Raw genomic sequence first — 19095 nt, forward strand, 5'->3', positions numbered from 1 at the left:
ATCGCAGGGTGGCACGGCGAGCGGTCACAGGCGTCACAGCGCCGCACGGACGGCGTCCTCGATCCCGGGGAAGGCGAACGAGAACCCCGACTCCAGCAGCCGCTTCGGCACCACCCGCGCGCTGCCCAGCACATCGCCCGCCATCTCCCCGAGCAGCGCGCGCAGCACCGGCGCCGGCACCGGGAACGGCGTCGGCCGGCCCAGCACCCGCCCCATGGCCGCGGTGATCTCACGGTTCGTCAGCGGCTGCGGCGCGGTGAGGTTGACCGGCCCGGACAGGCTCCCGGTGTCCAGCAGATGGCGCAACGCCGCCACCTCGTCGTGCAGCGCGATGAACGACCAGAACTGCCGCCCGTCTCCCATCCGCCCGCCCAGCCCGGCCTTGAACAGCGGGAACAGCCGCCCCCACGCCCCGCCCTCACGGGCCACCACCAACCCGGTGCGGGCGAACACCGTCCGGATGCCCGCCTCCCGCGCGGGAGCCGCGGCCTGCTCCCACTCCACGCACAGCCGCGGCAGGAAACCGTCCCCGGGCGGCGCCTCCTCGTCGACGGCGCGCTCGCCGGTGTCGCCGTAGTAGCCGATCGCGCTGCCGCCGACGAACACCCGCGGGGGAGCGTCCAGGGCGGCGACGGCCTCGGCGAGCGCCGCCGTGCCGAGCACCCGGCTGTCCCGGATCAGCTTCTTGTACTCCCGCGTCCACCGGTGGTCGCCCACGCCCGCGCCCGCCAGGTTGACCACCGCGTCGCATCCGGCGAGCCCCGCCGTGTCCACGTACCGGCCGGCGGGATCCCAGCGGATCTCGTCCGCCCCGCGGGCCGGACGGCGCACCAGGCGCACCACCTCGTGCCCGTCCGCGACCAGGGACCGCACCAGGGCACTGCCGATCAGACCGGACGCGCCGGCCACCGCGATTCGCGAACGTTCCATGGGCCCATCCTGCATGCCCCGCCACGAAAATCCCGGCGGACCGGACCGGCCCGCGCCGTAGAGTGACCGCTATGCCGGTACCTGTCATACGCCACGCCACCCCCGACGACGAGGACGGCCTCGGCCGGCTCGACCGCCGGACCTGGTCCACGACGCACGCGGTCACCCCGGCCCCGTGCCGGCCCTACGAGCCCTTCTTCAGCCACCGGTCGGGGCCACGCGACCACCTGGTCGCCGAACTCGACGGCCGGCTGGTCGGATACATCCGCCTCGGCTTCCCCACAGAACTGGCGTCCAACGCGCACGTCCGGCAGATCCGCGGTCTCGCCGTGGCCGAGGAGGCCCGCGGCAGCGGGGTGGGGCGCGCGCTGCTGCGCGCCGCCGTCGAGGAGGGCCGCCGCCAGGGCGCCCGCCGCATCACCCTGCGGGTGCTGGGCCACAACACCCCGGCCCGCAAGCTGTACGAGTCCGAGGGCTTCGTGGTGGAGGGCGTCCAGCCGGAGGAGTTCCACCTGGACGGCGCCTACGTCGACGACGTCTTCATGGGCCGCTTCCTGTGAGCCGGGAGCCCTGAGCCGAAAGGCGTGGGCCCGAGCGGCCCGAGCCGGGAGTACCCGGGTTCACGAGGTGACGAGGCGGCCCGTGTCCACCGGCGCGGTCGCGTGTGCCGCGCTCTGCGCGTCCGGGGCGACCTCGGCCGCCGTCAGGACGTATCCCGTCTCGTCGTCGGAGGTGGAGCGGGCGAAGACCACACCGAACACGTGGCCGTCCGTGGTCAGCAGCGGACCGCCGGAGTTGCCGGGGCGGACCGTGGAGCGGATGGAGTAGATCTCCCGGGTGACCGTGCCGCTGTTGTAGATGTTCTGGCCCTTCGCCCGGATCCGGTTGGCGACCGTCGCCGCCTGGAGGTTCAGGTCGCCGTCCTGCGGATAGCCCGCGACCACCGCCGAGTCCCCGCGCGCGGCGGTGTCGTCGAACCGCAGCACGGGGGCCTTCAGCCCGGGGACGTAGAGCACGGCCACGTCCCGGTGCGGGTCGAACAGCACCACCCGTGCCCGGTACGACCGCCCGACGCCGCCGATCCGTACGCCCGGGTCGTCGATGCCCGCCACCACGTGCGCGTTGGTCATCACACGCTCCGGCGCGTACACGAAGCCGCTGCCCTCGCGGCCCTGGTTGCCGGCTGCGCCCTCGATCTTGACCGTGCTGAACCGGGCGGCGTTCGTCGCGTTCTCCGTGACGCTGTCCCCGGTGGGCCGGGCGACACCCGCCGCCGGCTCGTTCTCGAAGGGGTTGAAGACCTGCGGGAAGCCCGCCTCGGTCAGCGCGGAGGTGGCGCGCGAGAACCAGGCCGGGGTGGTGTCCGGCATCGCGTTCTGGACCGCGCCCAGCAGCCGGGAGTCGCGTATCGCCGTCGTCACCACCGGGGTCGAGGAGGCGGCCAGGACGCTCGCCGCCACCCAGGCCACGATCAGCACCGCCACGGTGTTGGCGGCGGCCCCGCCGATGCCGTCGGCCACCCGCAGCGGCCCGCGGTCCAGCTCGCGCCGCAGCCGCAGCGCCAGACGGCCCGCCAGCTCGTGCCCGACCACGGCAGGCACCAGCACCGTGAGCACGGCGGTGACCGTCGCCGTGGTCGTCCCGCGCGTGACGAAGTCCATCACCCACGGCAGGATCCACACGCCGACGACGGCACCGCCGACGAAACCGGCCAGCGAGACGCAGCCGGCCACGAGTCCCCGCCGGTAGCCGGACGCGGCGTAGACGAGGATCACCAGCACCAACAGCAGGTCGAGCAGGTCCACTCGGGCCGCCTTTCTCCTCGGATCCCCACATACGCACGGGACGGGCCCAGTGATCAGCCACGCGTGCGTGGATCCGGGGACCGGCCACGTGTGCGTGTACCCACAGAAACGTCCTTGACCAGGACGATGGTTCCACCAGGTGGCAGAGCGCACATCGCGGACGGACCGGAACCGCCCGGCAGCGGGCGCACGCCTGTCGTGCGCGGAGCCGCGCGGCCGCGCCGCGCCCTCGCCGGCGGGGCGTCACGACGGGTCCGCGGGCACCCAAAGGCGCCTGGAGGAGCTATTCACGGAACCGGTCCCACAGCTTCGGATAGCGCAGGGCGAGCGCCCGGTCGTCCTCGAAGTCGACGGGGGTGCCCTCCGGTTCCGCCGGGGCGGACGGGACGCCGAGGTCGGGGGCGACCGTGCCGGTGAGCTGCTCGTAGGCCTCGTCGGCCGCGTAGCCGAGCTCCTCGCCGTCGCCGTCGACCTCCTCGTCGAAGTCGTCCAGCAGCTCGGCGAGCGAGTCCGGGTCGTGCAGGGCGCCCTCGAAGACCTCCCGGCCCTGGCCGATCAGCCAGCACCGGAAGAAGTCGAACGCGTCGTCGCTGGCCCCGTCCAGGAGCACCCAGGCGGCGCCCCACAGATCCCAGCGGTAGGCCCGGTTGTACCGGGCCTCGAAGTGACGGGCGAAGTCCAGGACCACCTCGGGGTCGCAGCCCAGCAGCCGTTCGACGAGCAGGTCGGCCTGCTCCTCCGGATCACCTTCGGCGGCCTCGCGGCTGCCGTCGATCAGCTCCCAGAACTCCGTCTCGTCCATCACGGCTTCAAGCATCGGCCCTCGCGCCGGGCGACGCACGCGGAGTGCACGGGCCGTCAGGGGCGGTACAGCGCCGCCAGCCGCTCGGCATCGCGCGCGAAACGCCGCCGCAGCGCCTCGGGAGCCAGCACCTCGGCCTCCGGCCCGAGCGCCGTGAGCTGCTCGTGGGCGACCTCCTCGGACTCCACCGGCAGGGTCACCGTCACCCACCCGCGCCCGTCGCGGCCGGCCGCGGCTCCGACGGCCTCCAGCGCCGCCCTGGCCGGTACCGGCCCCACGGCGTGCGGCAGCCGCCGTACGCCCTCCTCGGACAGCCGCACCACCACCTCCGCGCGCAGCACGGACCGCGCGAACTGCGCGGCCCGCTCGTCCCAGAAGGCGGGCAGATCGAAGCCGCCGTCCCGCTCGAAACGCGTCCCCGCGCCCGCGTCGACGGCCGTGAAACGGTCCACGCGGTACACCCGGAAGGAGCCGGGCCCCACGACCCAGGCGCACACGTACCACACGCCCGCCTTGAGCACGAGACCGTGGGGCTCCAGCTCCCGTACGGCCTCCTCCTCGCCGCGCCGGTAGCGCGCGGTGACCCGCAGGTCGTCCCACACCGCCTCCGCGACCGCCGGCAGCAGCCCGGGCGTCTTCGGCTCGCGGAACCAGTCGGGCGCGTCCAGGTGGAAGCGCTGCGCCGCCGTACGGGAGGCGTCGCGCAGGGAGGGGAGCAGGGCCGCGGACACCTTCAGCCGGGCGGCGGAGGCGGCGTCCTCGAGTCCCATCTCCCGAAGCGCGCCCGGCACACCGCTGAGGAACAGCGCCTCAGCCTCACCGCGGTCGAGGCCGGTCAGCCTGGTGCGGTAGCCGCCGACCAGCCGGTAGCCCCCGGCCCGCCCCCGGTCGGCGTACACCGGCACGCCCGCCTCCGACAGCGCCTGAGCGTCCCGCGTGACGGTCCGCTCCGACACCTCCAGCTCCCGGGCGAGCTCGGCGGCGGTCATGACGGGCCGCGACTGGAGCAGCAGCACCATTTTGATCAGACGGGCGGCACGCATACGGCCATCATGCCGGGGCCGGCGGCGGCGAACACCGGAACGGCGAAGGGGTACGGCCGCGGCCGTACCCCTTCACCCTTACGCGATGTGCCTCACAGGCCGTACTTCTCCCGGGCCTCCTTGACCGCCGAGGCCTTCACCTCGCCGCGCCGGGCGAGCTGGGCCAGGGCGGCGGCGACGATCGACTGGGCGTCGACGCCGAAGTGGCGGCGGGCGGCGTCGCGGGTGTCCGACAGGCCGAAGCCGTCGGCGCCCAGCGAGGTGTAGTCCTGCTCGATCCACTGCGCGATCTGGTCCGGGACCTGGCGCATGTAGTCGGAGACCGCGAGGACCGGGCCCTCGGCGCCCTGGAGCGCGCGGCGGACGTACGGCACCCGCTCCTCGCCGCGCAGCAGCGCCGCGTCGGCCTCCATGGCGTCCCGGCGCAGCTCGCCCCAGGAGGTCGCGGACCACACGTCGGCGGCCACGCCCCACTCCTCGGCCAGCATCCGCTGGGCGTCCAGCGACCAGTGGATCGCCGTGCCGGAGCCGAGCAGCTGGATCCGCGGCGCGTTCGCCGGGACGGTCAGACCCGCCGACTCCGCCGTGTTGAAGCGGTACAGGCCCTTGACGATGCCCTCGTCGATGCCGGGGGCGGACGGCTTGGCGGGCTGCGGCAGCGGCTCGTTGTAGACCGTCAGGTAGTAGAAGACGTCCTGGTCCTCGCCGGGCTCGGCCTGGCCGTACATACGGCGCAGACCCTCCTTGACGATGGCCGCGACCTCGTAGGCGAACGCCGGGTCGTAGCTCAGCGCGGCCGGGTTGGTCGCGGCGATGACCGGCGAGTGGCCGTCGGCGTGCTGCAGACCCTCACCCGTCAGGGTGGTGCGGCCCGCGGTGGCGCCGACCAGGAAGCCGCGGCCGAGCTGGTCGCCGAGCTGCCACATCTGGTCGGCCGTGCGCTGCCAGCCGAACATCGAGTAGAAGATGTAGAACGGGATCATCGCCTCGCCGTGCGTCGAGTACGACGACGAAGCGGCGATGAAGTCGGCCATGGAACCGGCCTCGGTGATCCCCTCGTTGAGGATCTGGCCGTTCTTGGCCTCCTTGTAGTACATCAGCTGGTCGCGGTCGACCGGCTCGTACGTCTGGCCCTTGGGCGAGTAGATGCCGAGCGAGGGGAACAGCGACTCCATGCCGAAGGTGCGCGCCTCGTCGGGGACGATCGGCACCCAGCGCTTGCCGGTCTCCTTGTCGCGGACCAGGTCCTTGACCAGGCGGACGAACGCCATGGTGGTGGCCACGCTCTGCGAGCCGGAGCCCTTGTCGAAGGCGGCGAACGCCTTGTCGGCTGGCGCGGGCAGCGGCGCGACCGGGTGGACGCGGCGGGCCGGGGCGGGGCCGCCGAGGGCCGCGCGGCGCTCCTGGAGGTAGCGCACCTCGGGGGAGTCGGCGCCGGGGTGGCCGTAGGGGACCTGGCCGTCGGCGAAGGCGCTGTCCGCGATGGGCAGCTCCAGCAGGTCGCGCATCTGCTTGAACTCGTCCACCGAAAGCTTCTTCATCTGGTGGTTGGCGTTCTTCGACGCGAAGCCCGTGCCGAGGGTGTGGCCCTTGACCGTCTGGGCCAGGATCACCGTCGGGGCGCCCTTGTGGGCCAGGGCGGCCTTGTAGGCGGCGAAGACCTTGCGCGCCTCGTGACCGCCGCGGGAGAAGTGGAAGCACTCGGTGATCTTGTCGTCGCTGAGCAGCTTCGCCATCTCGGCCAGCGCCGGGTCGGCCCCGAAGAAGTCCTGGCGGATGTAGGCGGCGTCGCGGGTCTGGTACGTCTGGATCTGCGCGTCCGGTACCTCGCGCAGCCGGCGTACCAGCGCGCCCGTGGTGTCCAGGGCGAACAGCTCGTCCCAGGCGGAACCCCACAGCGTCTTGATCACGTGCCAGCCGGCGCCACGGAAGAGGGCCTCCAGCTCCTGCACGATCTTGAAGTTGGCGCGGACCGGGCCGTCCAGGCGCTGGAGGTTGCAGTTGATGACGAAGGTCAGGTTGTCCAGGCCCTCGCGGGAGGCGAGCGTCAGCGCCGTGGTGGACTCCGGCTCGTCCATCTCGCCGTCGCCGAGGAACGCCCACACGTGGGAGTCGGAGACGTCCTTGATGCCGCGGCTGGTCAGGTAGCGGTTGAACCGGGCCTGGTAGATGGCGGAGATCGGGCCGAGGCCCATCGACACCGTCGGGAACTCCCACAGCCAGGGCAGACGGCGCGGGTGCGGGTAGGAGGGCAGGCCGTTGCCGCCGGCCTCCTGGCGGAAGTTGTCCAGGTGCTGCTCGGTCAGCCGGCCGTCGAGGAAGGCGCGGGCGTAGATGCCCGGGGAGGCGTGGCCCTGGATGTACAGCTGGTCGCCGGAACCGTCGCCCTCCTTGCCGTGGAAGAAGTGGTTGAAGCCGGTCTCGTACAGCCAGGCCGCGGAGGCGAAGGTGGCGATGTGGCCGCCGACGCCGTACTTGCTGCCGCGGGTCACCATCGCCGCCGCGTTCCAGCGGTTCCACGCGGTGATCCGGGCCTCCATGGCCTCGTCACCGGGGACGGCCGGCTCGGCGGCGGTCGGGATGGAGTTGACGTAGTCCGTCTCGAGAAGCTTGGGCAGGACGACGCCGGCGCCCTCGGCGCGCTCCAGCGTACGGCGCATCAGATACGCGGCACGGTGCGGCCCGGCCGCCTGGGTGACGGCGTCCAGGGAGGCCTGCCATTCGGCGGTCTCCTCGGGGTCGCGGTCCGGGAGCTGGTCGAGCTCGCTCGGCTGGATGGCGTTGGGGTCGGTCATGTCGCCGCCTTCCTCAGTCGAAGGGGGTTCCCTCATCGGTAAGGGTTCGGGGGTGCCCTAGGTCTTTGGCAGGACAGGGCGTGAGGCTCTGGTGGAAGCCCAGCGGTGACTGTAACCCCCTGATCGATGATCGATCAAAGATTTCCCGGGTAAAACCCTTCGATTTCGAGAAAGTCGGCACCCGGTGCCTTTGAAACGGGCACGCGGTGCCGCATTTTCGAAGGGATTTCCCAGGTGAGCGTACAGGTGCTCGACTGCCTCACGGTCGCGGCGCGCAGCCGAGAACGTGCGACTTGACCAGGTCGGCGATCCGCGGATCCCGCCGCTTGAACGCCTGCACCAGTTCCTCGTGCTCCTCCGCGTACGACTGCTGGACCGTCCCCAGCCAGCGGATCGACAGCGCGGTGAACACCTCGATGCCCAGGCCCTCCCAGGTGTGCAGCAGCACCGAGTTGCCGGCCGCGCGGACCAGCTCGCGGTGGAAGGCCACCGTGTGCCGCACCTGACCGGTGCCGTCGGACCTGAGGTCGGCCTCGTACAGCGCCGCCACGTGCGGTTCGAGGGCCGAGCAGTCGGCCGCCAGCCGCTCGGCGGCCAGCTCCGCCGCGATGGCCTCGAGGCCGGCCCGGACCGGGTAGCTCTCCTCCAGGTCGGCGGCGGTCAGGTTGCGCACCCGCACGCCCTTGTTCGGCGCCGACTCGATCAGCCGCAGCGACTCCAGCTCGCGCAGCGCCTCCCGCACCGGCGTCTGGCTGACCTCCAGCTCGGTGGCGATCCGCCGCTCCACGATCCGCTCGCCCGGCTTCCAGCGCCCGCTGACGATCCCCTCCACGATGTGCTCGCGGATCTGTTCGCGCAGCGAGTGGACGACGGGCGCGGTCATTTAGGGCTCCTTCAAGGGGGGACCCACGGGCCCCCGGGGGGCGTTCGACGTTTAGACAATACGGCCGTCGGCGTCTCGCGGTAGGGCGCATACGGGCGCTTTCGTGCAGGTGAGACGAGACTTACACCCCGTCATGGCCAAGAAACGGCAAACGCGACGCCCCCGCCCGGAAGGTTCCGGACGGGGGCGCCGTGGTGCTGGTTCCCTGGTGGCGGGGTCAGAGTCCGAGCTCGACCTCGAACGCGCCGGCCTCCAGGATCGCCTTGACCGCCGTCAGGTAGCGGGCGGCGTCGGCGCCGTCCACCAGGCGGTGGTCGTAGGAGAGGGTCAGGTACGTCATGTCGCGGACGCCGATGACCGTTCCCTCCTCGGTCTCGATGACGGCCGGGCGCTTGACGGTGGCGCCGATGCCGAGGATCGCGACCTGACCCGGCGGCACGATGATCGTGTCGAACAGCGCGCCGCGCGAGCCGGTGTTGCTGATGGTGAAGGTCGCACCGGACAGCTCGTCCGGAGTGATCTTGCTGGCCCGGACCTTGCCCGCCAGGTCGGCGGTGGCCTTGGCGATACCGGCGATGTTGAGGTCACCGGCGTTCTTGATGACCGGGGTCATCAGGCCCTTCTCGGAGTCCACCGCGATACCGACGTTCTCGGTGTCGAAGTAGGTGATGGTCCCCTCGGCCTCGTTGATCTTGGCGTTGATGACCGGGTGGGCCTTCAGCGCCTGGGCGGCGGCCTTGACGAAGAACGGCATCGGGGAGAGCTTGACGCCCTCGCGTGCCGCGAACGAGTCCTTGGCCTGGGCGCGCAGGCGCATCAGGCGGGTCACGTCCACCTCGACCACCGAGGACAGCTGGGCCTGCTCGTGCAGCGCCTTGACCATGTTGTCGCCGATGACCTTGCGGATCCGCGGCATCTTCACGGTCTGGCCGCGCAGCGGGGAGACCTCCAGGACGGGGGCCTTCTTCGCGGGTGCGGCGGCCGGAGCGGCCGCTGCCGGGGCGGCGGCCTTCGCGGCCTCGGCCGCGGCGAGCACGTCCTGCTTGCGGATACGTCCGCCGACGCCGGTGCCCTTGACGGCGGCCAGGTCGACGCCGTTCTCGGCGGCGAGCTTGCGCACCAGCGGGGTCACGTACGCGCCCTCGTCGGTCGGCTGGGCGGCGGCCGGAGCGGCAGCCGGGGCCGGGGTGACCAGGGCGGGCGCGGCCGGCGCGGGAGCCGGTGCCGCGGGCTTGGCGGCGGCCGGAGCCGGGGCCGGAGCGGCGGGGGCTGCCGGAGCGGCCGGAGCCGCGGGGGCCGGAGCCGGGGCGGCGGCCGGAGCCGGAGCCGGGGCGGCGGCCGGGGCCGGGGCGGCCGGGGCCGCGGCGGGAGCCGGAGCGGCGCCGGGAGCGCCGATGACGGCGAGTTTGGCGCCGACCTCGGCGGTCTCGTCCTCGCCGACGACGATCTCCAGGAGCACACCGGAGGTGGGCGCCGGGATCTCGGTGTCGACCTTGTCCGTGGAGACCTCGAGCAGCGGCTCGTCGGCCTCGACGGAGTCGCCGACCGACTTCAGCCAGCGGGTGACGGTGCCCTCGGTGACGGACTCACCGAGCGCGGGCAGGACCACGTCCGTGCCGGAGGCGCCGGCGCCCGCGGGGGCGGCCGGAGCGGCGGGGGCGGCGGGGGCGGCCGGGGCCTCGGCGACCGGGGCCGGGGCGGGCTCGGCGGCAGGGGCCGGAGCCTCGGCGGCGGCCGGGGCGGGGGCCGCCACGGGGGCGCCGGAGCCGTCGTCGATGACGGCCAGCTCGGCGCCGACCTCGACGGTCTCGTCCTCGGCGACCTTGATGGAGGCCAGCACGCCGGCGGCGGGCGAGGGGATCTCGGTGTCGACCTTGTCGGTCGAGACCTCGAGCAGCGGCTCGTCGGCCTCGACGCGCTCGCCCTCGGCCTTCAGCCAGCGGGTGACAGTGCCCTCGGTGACGCTCTCGCCGAGCGCCGGAAGGGTTACGGAAACCGCCATGGTTTCGGTTGCTCCTAACGAATTACGGAAGTCTGTGTCGTCGCGCCCGATGACGTGAGGCGTCAGTCGTGGGAGTGCAGCGGCTTGCCGGCCAGGGCCAGGTGGGCCTCGCCGAGCGCCTCGTTCTGGGTCGGGTGGGCGTGGATGAGCTGGGCCACCTCGGCCGGCAGCGCCTCCCAGTTGTAGATCAGCTGGGCCTCGCCGACCTGCTCGCCCATGCGGTCGCCGACCATGTGGACGCCGACCACGGCACCGTCCTTGACCTGGACGAGCTTGATCTCGCCCGCGGTCTTGAGGATCTTGCTCTTGCCGTTGCCCGCCAGGTTGTACTTCAGGGCGACGACCTTGTCCGCGCCGTAGATCTCCTTGGCCTTGGCCTCGGTGATGCCGACGGAGGCGACCTCCGGGTGGCAGTACGTCACCCGCGGAACACCGTCGTAGTCGATCGGAACGGTCTTCAGACCGGCCAGACGCTCCGCCACCAGGATGCCCTCGGCGAAGCCGACGTGCGCGAGCTGGAGCGTCGGGACCAGGTCACCGACGGCGGAGATGGTCGGAACGTTGGTGCGCATGTACTCGTCGACGAGGACGTAGCCGCGGTCCATGGCGACCCCGGCCTCCTCGTAGCCCAGGCCCTGGGAGACCGGGCCGCGGCCGATGGCGACGAGCAGGACCTCGGCCTCGAACTCCTTGCCGTCGGCCAGGGTGACCTTGACGCCGTCCTGGGTGTACTCGGCCTTCTGGAAGAAGGTGCCCAGGTTGAACTTGATCCCGCGCTTGCGGAAGGCGCGCTCCAGCAGCTTCGAGGAGTTCTCGTCCTCGACCGGCACGAGGTGCTTCAGGCCCTCGACGATCGTGACGTCGGTGCCGAAGGACTTCCACGCGGAGGCGAACTCGACGCCGATGACACCGCCGCCCAGGATGATCGCGGACTTCGGCACGCGGTCCAGGACGAGGGCGTGGTCGGAGGAGATGATGCGGTTGCCGTCGATCTGCAGGCCCGGCAGGGACTTCGGCACGGAACCGGTCGCCAGGAGGACGTGGCGGCCCTGGACCCGCTGCCCGTTGACGTCGACGGAGGTCGGGGAGGAAAGCCGTCCCTCGCCCTCGATGTAGGTCACCTTGCGGGAGGCGATGAGCCCCTGCAGGCCTTTGTACAGGCCCGAGATGACGTCGTCCTTGTACTTGTGGACGGCGGGCACGTCGATGCCCTCGAAGCTGGCCTTCACACCGAACTGCTCGCTCTCGCGGGCCTGGTCGGCGATCTCGCCGGCGTGCAGCAGGGCCTTGGTGGGGATGCAACCCCGGTGCAGGCAGGTACCGCCGACCTTGTCCTTCTCGATCAGGGCGACGTCCAGACCCAGCTGCGCCCCGCGCAGGGCCGCGGCGTAACCACCGCTGCCACCGCCGAGGATCACTAGGTCGAAAACGGTGCTGGCGTCGTTCGCCACGTCACGTCCTCCATGCATGTGCGCCGTACGCCGGTCGTCGGTGACCGGCAGGCGGCTGGTGTCCGGCCGCTTGAGTTTCGGCCCTTCGGTGGGGGCCCTGTCCTGCCGACGCCCATCTTCGCACTTGTCGGGAGTGAACGAGACGCGGGGCTGGAGTGTGATACAGCCCACGTCCACGAGCCTTGGGGAGGACCGCCGGCCGGCGCACACGCGGCGTGGCCGTCGTCCGGTGGACCGGACGACGGCCGTGACGCCGGTTCAGCAGAGGTCCGACTCAGCCGAGGTCTGGCTCGGCCGAAGTCTGACTCAGGCGAGGTCGCCGGCGGCGGCGAGTTCGGCGAGACGCACCAGCGTCCGGACCGCCGACCCGGTGCCGCCCTTCGGCGTGTAGCCGAACGGAGCGCCCTCGTTGAAGGCCGGGCCCGCGATGTCGAGGTGCGCCCACGTGATGCCCTCGCCGACGAACTCGCGCAGGAACAGACCGGCGACAAGACCGCCGCCCATGCGCTCGCCCATGTTGGCCAGGTCGGCGGTGGGGGAGTCCATCCCCTTGCGCAGGTGCTCCGGCAGAGGCATGGGCCACGCCTCCTCGCCGACCTCCTCCGCGGCCTCGTGGATGGCGGAGCGGAACGCGTCGTCGTTCGCCATGATTCCGAAGGTGCGGCTGCCGAGCGCCAGCACCATCGCGCCGGTCAGCGTGGCCACGTCGATGATCGCGTCCGGGTTCTCCTGCGAGGCGGCCCACAGCGCGTCCGCGAGGACGAGCCGGCCCTCGGCGTCGGTGTTGAGCACCTCGACCGTCTTGCCGCTGTACATGCGCAGCACGTCGCCGGGACGGGTGGCGGAACCGGAGGGCATGTTCTCGGCCAGCGCCAGCCAGCCGGTCACGTTGACCTCCAGGCCGAGCCGCGCGGCGGCGACGACGGCGGCGAACACGGCGGCGGCACCGCTCATGTCGCACTTCATCGTCTCGTTGTGGCCGGCCGGCTTGAGCGAGATGCCGCCCGAGTCGTAGGTGATGCCCTTGCCGACCAGGGCCAGGTGCTTCTTCGCCTTGGGGCTGGTGTACGACAGCTTGACCAGCCGCGGGGCCGACGCCGAGCCGGAGCCGACGCCCAGGATGCCGCCGTAGCCGCCCTCGGCGAGCGCCTTCTCGTCGAGCACCTGCACCTTCAGGCCGTGCTCCTTGGCCGCCTCCTCGGCGACGGCGGCGAAGGCGGCCGGGTTCAGGTCGTTCGGCGGGATGTTGATCAGGTCACGGGCGCGGTTGAGCTCCTCGGACAGGGCGGTGGCGCGCTCGACGGCCGCCTTGAACGCCTTGTCGTCGGACGCGCCGCCGAGCAGCACGGCCTCGCCGAGCGGGGCCTTGCCGTTGCGGGCCCCGGCGTCCTTGCCGTTCTCCTTGTAGGCGTCGAAGGAGTACGCGCCGAGCAGCGCGCCCTCGCCGACCGCGGCGGCAGCGGCGGCGTCCGCCACCGGCAGCGCGAAGCCGGCCTTCTCCGTCCCGGCGAGCGCACGGGCGGCGGCACCGGCGGCCCGGCGCAGCGCCTCGGCGTCGTAGCCGGAGTCCTTCTCGGGCCGAGGGCCGAGGCCCACCGCGAGCACGAGCGGGGCCTTGAAGCCGGACGGCGCGGGCAGCTTGGTCACCTCGCCCTCGGCACCGGAGGCGCCGAGGGTCCCCAGGACGTCGGCGAGCTTGCCGTCGTAGGCCTCGACGACGGCCTCGGCGCCCGGGGCTACGACCAGGTCCCCGGACTGCGATCCGGAGTCCTTGGCGACACCGACGACGATCGCGTCGGCCTCCAGGCCGGGCGCCGCGGTGGTGCTGAGAGTGAGAGCAGTCACGGTGGTGAAATCTCGCTTCCCTGTGAAAGGTGGTTGGCCGAATACGGGTGGGTCGACCGGGCCCGACCATAAGTCCTTCATACGGTGCGGTCTTCACCCGGGCAGGCAAACACCCGGCACGAGCCTACGCGCGTCACGGGATCGCACACTCCCGCGGGTGTTCACCCGGCGGAGGCGTCGCCGTCACAGGCCGGTTCCGGCACCGTGGCCGGAACCGGCACGTGACGGCCGCGGGGCGAGGCGCCGACCGCCCACCGGGCGGGCAACTGAGGTGCGCGGCAACGCAATCGGAGAAGATCGTCGGACGTACGTCCGTCACGCCGCCCAGGAGCCCGCCCGTTGAGAGCACTGATCCCGCGCGTCCTCGCGCCGACCGCCGCACTCCTGCTGCTCGCGGGCTGCGCCGCCCGCCCGGACGGCGACGGCGGCGACGCCGCGGGCCGCCCGGCCGCCGCGCGCTGGCAGCCGCGTCCGGGCACGAGCTGGCAGTGGCAGCTCAGCGGCCGCCTCGACACCTCCGTACCGGCCGAGGTCTACGACATCGACGGCTTCGACCACCCGGCGGCCACCGTCGCCCGGCTGCACCACGAGGGCCGCAAGGTGATCTGCTACGTCTCGACCGGCGCCTGGGAGGAGTTCCGCCCGGACGCGAAGAAGTTCCCGGCCTCCGTCCTCGGCCGGGGCAACGGCTGGAAGGGCGAGCGCTGGCTCGACATCCGCCGTACCGACGTCCTCGAACCGCTGATGGCGGCCCGCCTCGACATGTGCCGCGAGAAGGGCTTCGACGCGGTGGAGCCGGACAACATGGACGGCTACAGGAACCGCACCGGCTTTCCGCTGACCGCCGCCGACCAGCTCCGCTACAACCGCCTGGTGGCGAAGCTGGCCCACGACAGAGGCATGGCGGTGGGCCTGAAGAACGACCTGGACCAGATCCCTCAGCTGGTCGCCGACTTCGACTTCGCCGTCAACGAACAGTGCGCCCAGTACGGCGAGTGCGCCGCGCTGAAGCCCTTCGTCGCGGCGGGCAAGGCGGTGTTCCACGCCGAGTACGAGCTGCCGACCAGCAGCTTCTGCGCGCAGTCCGGCCGGCTGAGGCTCAGCTCGCTGCTGAAGAAGTACGAACTGGGCGTGTGGCGCCGGACCTGCTGAGCGGGACCGTTCAACGCAGGGCCAGGAAGACCAGCGCGGTGGTGGCGGCCGTCTCGGCGAGCGCGCCGAAGACGTCGCCCGTCACTCCGCCGAAGCGGCGCGTGCAGTGGCGCAGGAGGAGTTCGGAGGCGGCCAGGGCGGCGACCACCGCCAGCGCCGTGAGCACCCAGACGTGGGCGCCGAGGAACGCGCCCGCCGCCGTCGCGGCCGCCGTCACCACGAGGGCCGCGCCGATCGCGCCCGGCACCGGGACCACTCCCGCCACCGCGGCCCCCAGCCCGTCGGGGCGGGCGGCCGGCACCCCGGTGCGGGCGGCCAGCGTCAGGGCCAGCCGGGCGACCGTGGCCGAGACCACGGCGGCGAGCGCGCCGCGGGCCCAGGAGGCGTCGTAGGCCCGGCTCAGGGCGGCCGCCTGGGCGAGCAGCGCGAACACGAGCGTGATCACCCCGAAGGGGCCGATGTCCGACTGCTTCATGATCCGCAGCGCGTCCTCGGCCGGCTTGGCGCTGCCGAGCCCGTCCGCGGTGTCGGCGAGCCCGTCCAGATGCAGGCCGCGGGTCAGCGCGGCCGGCACGGCGACGCTGCCGACGGCGGCCAGCGGCGCCCCGGCTCCGGCGAGCAGGAGCAGCAGTCCCACGGCCGCCGCCGCGACCCCGACCACGAGCCCGGCGAGCGGCGCGCAGAGCATCCCGCCGCGTGCCGCCCCGCGGTCCCAGCGGGTCACCCTGACCGGAAGGACGGTGAGGGTGCCGAAGGCGAACCGCGGCCCGTGCGACGTGGGGATCCTGAACACGCGGGCAGACTACGGGACCTGCGCGCGCCCACCGGCGGGCGGGCGGGCGACCGGGGAAGGCGGCACACTGCATACATGGGTCACTGGCTGCAGCGGAACATCGTCGAACCCGGCAAGCTGCCCCTGCTCCTGGCCCTGGCCGCCTTCGTCCTCACCTTCGTGGTCACCCGGGTGATCACCCGCCTGATCCGCGCCGGCAAGGGCCCCTTCCGCAACGTCAAGGCCGGCGGGCTGCACATCCACCACGCCGTGCCCGGCGTCGTGCTGACCATTTTCGGCGGGTTCGGTGCGGTGGCCAGCGGCGGCCGGCACCAGGTCGCCATGGCGGCCTTCGCGGTCGTCTTCGGCGTCGGCGCGGGCCTCGTGCTGGACGAGTTCGCGCTGATCCTGCACCTGGACGACGTCTACTGGACCGAGTCGGGCCGCAAGAGCGTCGAGGTCGTGGTGCTCACCGCGGCGCTGGTCGGCCTGGTGCTCGCCGGTTTCTCCCCGTTCGGCGTCAACAACCTGTCCCAGGGCGAGTTGCAGGACCGCGGGGTGGTCATCGCCGGCGTGGTCGTGAACTTCCTCTTCTCCCTCGTGGCCCTGAGCAAGGGCAAGGGCCGTATCGCGCTGTTCGGCGTGATCATTCCGTTCGTCGCGCTGTTCGGGGCGATCCGCCTGGCCCGCCCCGGCTCCTACTGGGCCAGGCGCTTCTACCGCCGCCGTCCGCGCGCCCTGGCCCGGGCCGGCCGGCGCGCCGACCGGCACGACCGCCGCTGGTCGGGCCCCCGCCGGGCGTTCCAGGACTGGATCGCCGGCAAACCGGACCAGCAGCCGGCCCGCCTGCCCGGGCGCAGATGACACCTCGCCGGGGGCGGACGGCGCCTTCACCGACGCGGACGGCGTCTTCTCCGGCACGGACGGCGACGCGGTGCGCGGTGCCCGGTGCCGGGCCGCCGACAGCGCGCACAGCAGCAGCACCCCGGCGATCGCCGCCAGATGCTCCTTGCCGGCCAGGTTCTGCTTCAGGCCGACCTCCAGCGCCATGGCCGCGGCCACCGTGCCCGCCGTGACGTACGCGCCGTAGCGGCAGCCGACGTAGACCGCGAGGCCCACCACGGCCGCCGACGGGCCGGTGTCCACCACGTGCGCGTCCGTGCCGGGCAGGCCGAGCGGGTGGTCCGGGCCGAGGGCGACGCCCACGCGCGCGTACAGGGTTCCGCAGAGGGTGGCGACGTAGGCGACGGCGAGGGTACGCGGCCGGCCCAGGCAGATCTCGGCGATGCCGAACACGCACAGGACCTGCGCCAGCGCGCCCCACACCGGCAGGTCGAGAGCCGGCACGAACAACGACAGGGGAGTGCGCAGCAGCGCGAGCCACAGCGGCTCCTCCGCCCGTACGGCCCCGAGGTGCTGCACCAGGCCGTAGCCCCAGGACTGGTTCTGCACCAGCTGGAGCACCGCCGTCAGGCTCACCGCCGCGGTGGTCATCGGCACGGCCCGCAGGCGCCGCCCCAGCAGCGGCTCGCGCACGGTGGCGTAGAGCAGTCCCCATTCGGCGCGGGCCCGGCGGGCGAGTGCGGTCATCCGTGCGTCTCCAGGTGCCCTCGGTGCAGCCACTTCGGCGGTCGCGGCCCCTCCAGGAACCCCTCCGCGCGTGCCGCCGCGAGGCCGATGCGCAGCAGGTCCGCGCTCTTCTCGAAGAGCAGGAACCGCGGCTCCCAGATGGGCCGGTACTTGGCGTTCGCGCGGTACAGCGACTCGATCTGCCACCAGCGGGAGAACAGTCCGAGCAGCGATCGCCACAGCCTCAGCACCGGTCCAGCGCCGAGACGCGCCCCCCGTTCGAAGACCGAGCGGAACACGGCGAAGTTGAGCGAGACCTGGGTGATCCCGAACTCGCGGGCCCGGCGCAGCAGGTCCAGGACCATGAACTCCATGAGTCCGTTGCCGGCGTGCCGGTCGCGCCGCATCACGTCCAGGGACAGCCCGTGCGGCCCCCACGGCACGAAGGACAGCAGCGCCCTGAGCTCGCCGCGGGCGTCACGGCACTCCAGCATCACGCACTGCCCGTCCCGTGGGTCGCCGAGCCGGCCGAGCGCCATGCTGAAGCCGCGTTCGGTGGGGCCGTCCCGCCAGTCGTCCGCCCGGTCGGTCAGGTACGCCATCTCGTCCGCGGGGATGTCCCGGTGCCGCCGCACGCGCACCGAGTACCCGGCCCGCCCGACCCGGTTGTAGGCCTGCCGCACGGTGCGCATGGCCCGCCCCTCCAGGGTGAAGCCGTCGACCTCGACCACGGCCTCGTCGCCCAGTTCCAGGGCGTCCAGGCCGTGCCGCGCGTACACCGTGCCGGCCTCCTCGCTAGCGCCCATCACGGCCGGGATCCAGCCGTGCGCCCGCGCCTCGGCCAGCCATCCCTCGATGGCGCCGGGCCAGGCCTCCGGGTCGCCGATGGGGTCGCCGGAGGCCAGGCTGACCCCGCCGAGGACGCGGTAGGCGACGGCCGCCTTGCCGGTCGGCGACCAGATCGCGCTCTTGTCCCGGCGCAGCGCGAAGTAGCCGAGCGAGTCGCGCTCGCCGTGCCGGGCCAGCAGCTCCCGCAGCCGTCTGTCGTCGTCGGCGGTGAGCGGGTCGACGGCGCGGCGGGAGCGGAAGGCGGCGTACAGCACGGCGAGGACCAGGACGGTGGAGAGGACGTTGATCGACACGTTCACCCAGTTCGGGGTGTCGATGCCGGGGAAGCGGGCCTCGGAGGCGGCGACCGAGACCAGCCGCAGCGTGCCGTAGTGCCAGCGCTGGAGGTACGTCGAACGGGCCGCGTCCGGCGCCTGGTTGGTGACCGTCACCAGCAGCGTGGCGAGCAGCGAGGCGACCAGCAGTCCGCCGAGGCCGACGGCGGCGGCGAGCCGCGGGTTGGCGCGGTCGCCCTTGGCGTAGAACTCGCGGCGGCCGAGCAGCAGCGCGGCGACGAAGGCGGCGGTGAGGGCCAGGGAGATCCAGTTCTGCGCGGAGCCGCGGATCTCCGGGAAGGTCATGGTGAACGCGAACAGCAGGAGGAACGCCCCGGACAGGGCCAGGTTCAGGATCCAGGCGGCCCGTTTGCGCCGCCGCATGGTGATGGCCAGGAAGGCGGCGAACACGCCGGAGGCGAAGCCGGCGGTCAGCAGGTAGGGCGTGAAGAGGTCCTCCTGGTTGTGCCGCCGCACGTCCCGCTCCAGGGAGACCCACACCGCGCTGAGGAAGTTGACGAACGCGGCCGCCCGCAGGTACCAGACGGCGAACGCGGCCGCCCGCCGTGAGGTCCCGCCGCCCGGCCGTCCCGCCTCGGCCACACGAACCGGCACCCGCTCCTCACGCACGGCAATTCGGGCATCTCCCATGAACAGTGATCATATGGGCGCCTCCTGGGTGACCCTCCCTTTTCACCCGCCGTCCGTGCGCGAGGAGATGCGCCGCCGACCGGAGGCGCCCGGAGTCGTGTGGCTGATCACCGTGCCCCGCGCGGACACACGGTTGTGCCGCGGGCGGCCCGGCCGGGTGGCGCCGGCGGGTGCCCGTTCAGTGCGGCGTGTGCGGGACGGGTGCGCCCAAGCCGGGGGCGCCGGGGCATGG

Annotated in this window: 14 protein-coding genes and 1 pseudogene; 3 read left to right on the forward strand and 12 right to left on the reverse strand. The window is 72.8% G+C overall.

The window, feature by feature from the left end:
• Positions 1-33 precede the first annotated feature (33 nt).
• A complete protein-coding gene (locus ACIOWN_RS01900; protein ID WP_362349155.1) occupies positions 34-930 on the reverse strand; it encodes a TIGR01777 family oxidoreductase in 897 nt (298 codons plus the stop codon).
• Between the two features lie 71 nt (positions 931-1001).
• On the opposite strand from ACIOWN_RS01900, the gene ACIOWN_RS01905 reads away from it, so the two are divergent.
• A complete protein-coding gene (locus ACIOWN_RS01905; protein WP_362349157.1) occupies positions 1002-1490 on the forward strand; it encodes a GNAT family N-acetyltransferase in 489 nt (162 codons plus the stop codon).
• A gap of 60 nt (positions 1491-1550) precedes the next feature.
• On the opposite strand, the gene ACIOWN_RS01910 is transcribed toward ACIOWN_RS01905, so the two are convergent.
• The 8 genes from ACIOWN_RS01910 to ACIOWN_RS01945 all read right to left on the reverse strand — a co-directional run bounded on the left by ACIOWN_RS01910 (position 1551) and on the right by ACIOWN_RS01945 (position 13556).
• A complete protein-coding gene (locus tag ACIOWN_RS01910) occupies positions 1551-2735 on the reverse strand; it encodes a MarP family serine protease (RefSeq protein WP_401979797.1) in 1185 nt (394 codons plus the stop codon).
• A gap of 283 nt (positions 2736-3018) precedes the next feature.
• Positions 3019-3537 (reverse strand): DUF4240 domain-containing protein, encoded by a 519-nt coding sequence (locus tag ACIOWN_RS01915; protein ID WP_362349502.1) that lies wholly within the window; start codon positions 3535-3537, stop codon positions 3019-3021.
• 56 nt (positions 3538-3593) lie between these two features.
• The gene (locus tag ACIOWN_RS01920) at positions 3594-4580 is read right to left on the reverse strand and encodes a helix-turn-helix transcriptional regulator (RefSeq protein ID WP_401979800.1); all 987 of its coding nucleotides are present in this window, start codon (positions 4578-4580) and stop codon (positions 3594-3596) included.
• 92 nt (positions 4581-4672) lie between these two features.
• Positions 4673-7375 (reverse strand): pyruvate dehydrogenase (acetyl-transferring), homodimeric type, encoded by a 2703-nt coding sequence (aceE, locus tag ACIOWN_RS01925; protein ID WP_401979803.1) that lies wholly within the window; start codon positions 7373-7375, stop codon positions 4673-4675.
• 259 nt (positions 7376-7634) lie between these two features.
• Positions 7635-8258, reverse strand: coding sequence for a GntR family transcriptional regulator (locus ACIOWN_RS01930; protein ID WP_100567158.1), 624 nt, complete (start codon positions 8256-8258; stop codon positions 7635-7637).
• A 217-nt stretch (positions 8259-8475) separates the two neighbouring features.
• Positions 8476-10260, reverse strand: coding sequence for a 2-oxoglutarate dehydrogenase, E2 component, dihydrolipoamide succinyltransferase (gene sucB, locus ACIOWN_RS01935; RefSeq protein WP_401979806.1), 1785 nt, complete (start codon positions 10258-10260; stop codon positions 8476-8478).
• Between the two features lie 62 nt (positions 10261-10322).
• On the reverse strand, positions 10323-11711 hold the full coding sequence (gene lpdA, locus ACIOWN_RS01940) for a dihydrolipoyl dehydrogenase (RefSeq protein ID WP_100572276.1): 1389 nt from the start codon (positions 11709-11711) through the stop codon (positions 10323-10325).
• Between the two features lie 306 nt (positions 11712-12017).
• Positions 12018-13556: a leucyl aminopeptidase gene (locus ACIOWN_RS01945; RefSeq protein ID WP_401979809.1), complete on the reverse strand. Its 1539-nt coding sequence runs from the start codon at positions 13554-13556 to the stop codon at positions 12018-12020.
• 339 nt (positions 13557-13895) lie between these two features.
• Here ACIOWN_RS01945 and ACIOWN_RS01950 point away from each other — a divergent pair, with 339 nt between their 5' ends.
• Positions 13896-14708 carry an endo alpha-1,4 polygalactosaminidase gene (locus ACIOWN_RS01950; RefSeq protein ID WP_362349168.1) on the forward strand — a complete coding sequence of 271 codons (813 nt, stop codon included), beginning with the start codon at positions 13896-13898 and terminating at the stop codon, positions 14706-14708.
• A gap of 10 nt (positions 14709-14718) precedes the next feature.
• Here ACIOWN_RS01950 and ACIOWN_RS01955 read toward each other — a convergent pair whose 3' ends face one another.
• On the reverse strand, positions 14719-15501 hold the full coding sequence (locus tag ACIOWN_RS01955) for an adenosylcobinamide-GDP ribazoletransferase (protein ID WP_362349170.1): 783 nt from the start codon (positions 15499-15501) through the stop codon (positions 14719-14721).
• Between the two features lie 75 nt (positions 15502-15576).
• On the opposite strand from ACIOWN_RS01955, the gene ACIOWN_RS01960 reads away from it, so the two are divergent.
• Positions 15577-16344 (forward strand): hypothetical protein, encoded by a 768-nt coding sequence (locus ACIOWN_RS01960; RefSeq protein ID WP_362349172.1) that lies wholly within the window; start codon positions 15577-15579, stop codon positions 16342-16344.
• 81 nt (positions 16345-16425) lie between these two features.
• Here ACIOWN_RS01960 and ACIOWN_RS01965 read toward each other — a convergent pair.
• Positions 16426-17070: pseudogene (locus tag ACIOWN_RS01965) on the reverse strand (hypothetical protein); the annotation flags it as partial.
• Positions 17067-18863 carry a phosphatidylglycerol lysyltransferase domain-containing protein gene (locus ACIOWN_RS01970; RefSeq protein ID WP_362349174.1) on the reverse strand — a complete coding sequence of 599 codons (1797 nt, stop codon included), beginning with the start codon at positions 18861-18863 and terminating at the stop codon, positions 17067-17069. The gene ACIOWN_RS01970 and the pseudogene ACIOWN_RS01965, both read right to left, overlap by 4 nt.
• Positions 18864-19095: the final 232 nt, after the last annotated feature.

Source organism: Streptomyces sp. NPDC087787 (genome assembly GCF_044743035.1).
Classification (GTDB): Bacteria; Actinomycetota; Actinomycetes; order Streptomycetales; family Streptomycetaceae; genus Streptomyces.

Excerpts from the sequence above, each read along its gene's own strand:
- ACIOWN_RS01900 (WP_362349155.1), bottom strand. The coding sequence starts at position 930 with ATGGAACGTTCGCGAATCGCGGTGGCCGGCGCGTCCGGTCTGATCGGC.
- sucB (WP_401979806.1), bottom strand. The coding sequence starts at position 10,260 with ATGGCGGTTTCCGTAACCCTTCCGGCGCTCGGCGAGAGCGTCACCGAG.
- ACIOWN_RS01930 (WP_100567158.1), bottom strand. The coding sequence starts at position 8,258 with ATGACCGCGCCCGTCGTCCACTCGCTGCGCGAACAGATCCGCGAGCAC.
- ACIOWN_RS01905 (WP_362349157.1), top strand. The coding sequence starts at position 1,002 with ATGCCGGTACCTGTCATACGCCACGCCACCCCCGACGACGAGGACGGC.
- ACIOWN_RS01960 (WP_362349172.1), top strand. The coding sequence starts at position 15,577 with ATGGGTCACTGGCTGCAGCGGAACATCGTCGAACCCGGCAAGCTGCCC.
- ACIOWN_RS01920 (WP_401979800.1), bottom strand. The coding sequence starts at position 4,580 with ATGCGTGCCGCCCGTCTGATCAAAATGGTGCTGCTGCTCCAGTCGCGG.
- ACIOWN_RS01915 (WP_362349502.1), bottom strand. The coding sequence starts at position 3,537 with ATGGACGAGACGGAGTTCTGGGAGCTGATCGACGGCAGCCGCGAGGCC.
- ACIOWN_RS01970 (WP_362349174.1), bottom strand. The coding sequence starts at position 18,863 with ATGGGAGATGCCCGAATTGCCGTGCGTGAGGAGCGGGTGCCGGTTCGT.
- aceE (WP_401979803.1), bottom strand. The coding sequence starts at position 7,375 with ATGACCGACCCCAACGCCATCCAGCCGAGCGAGCTCGACCAGCTCCCG.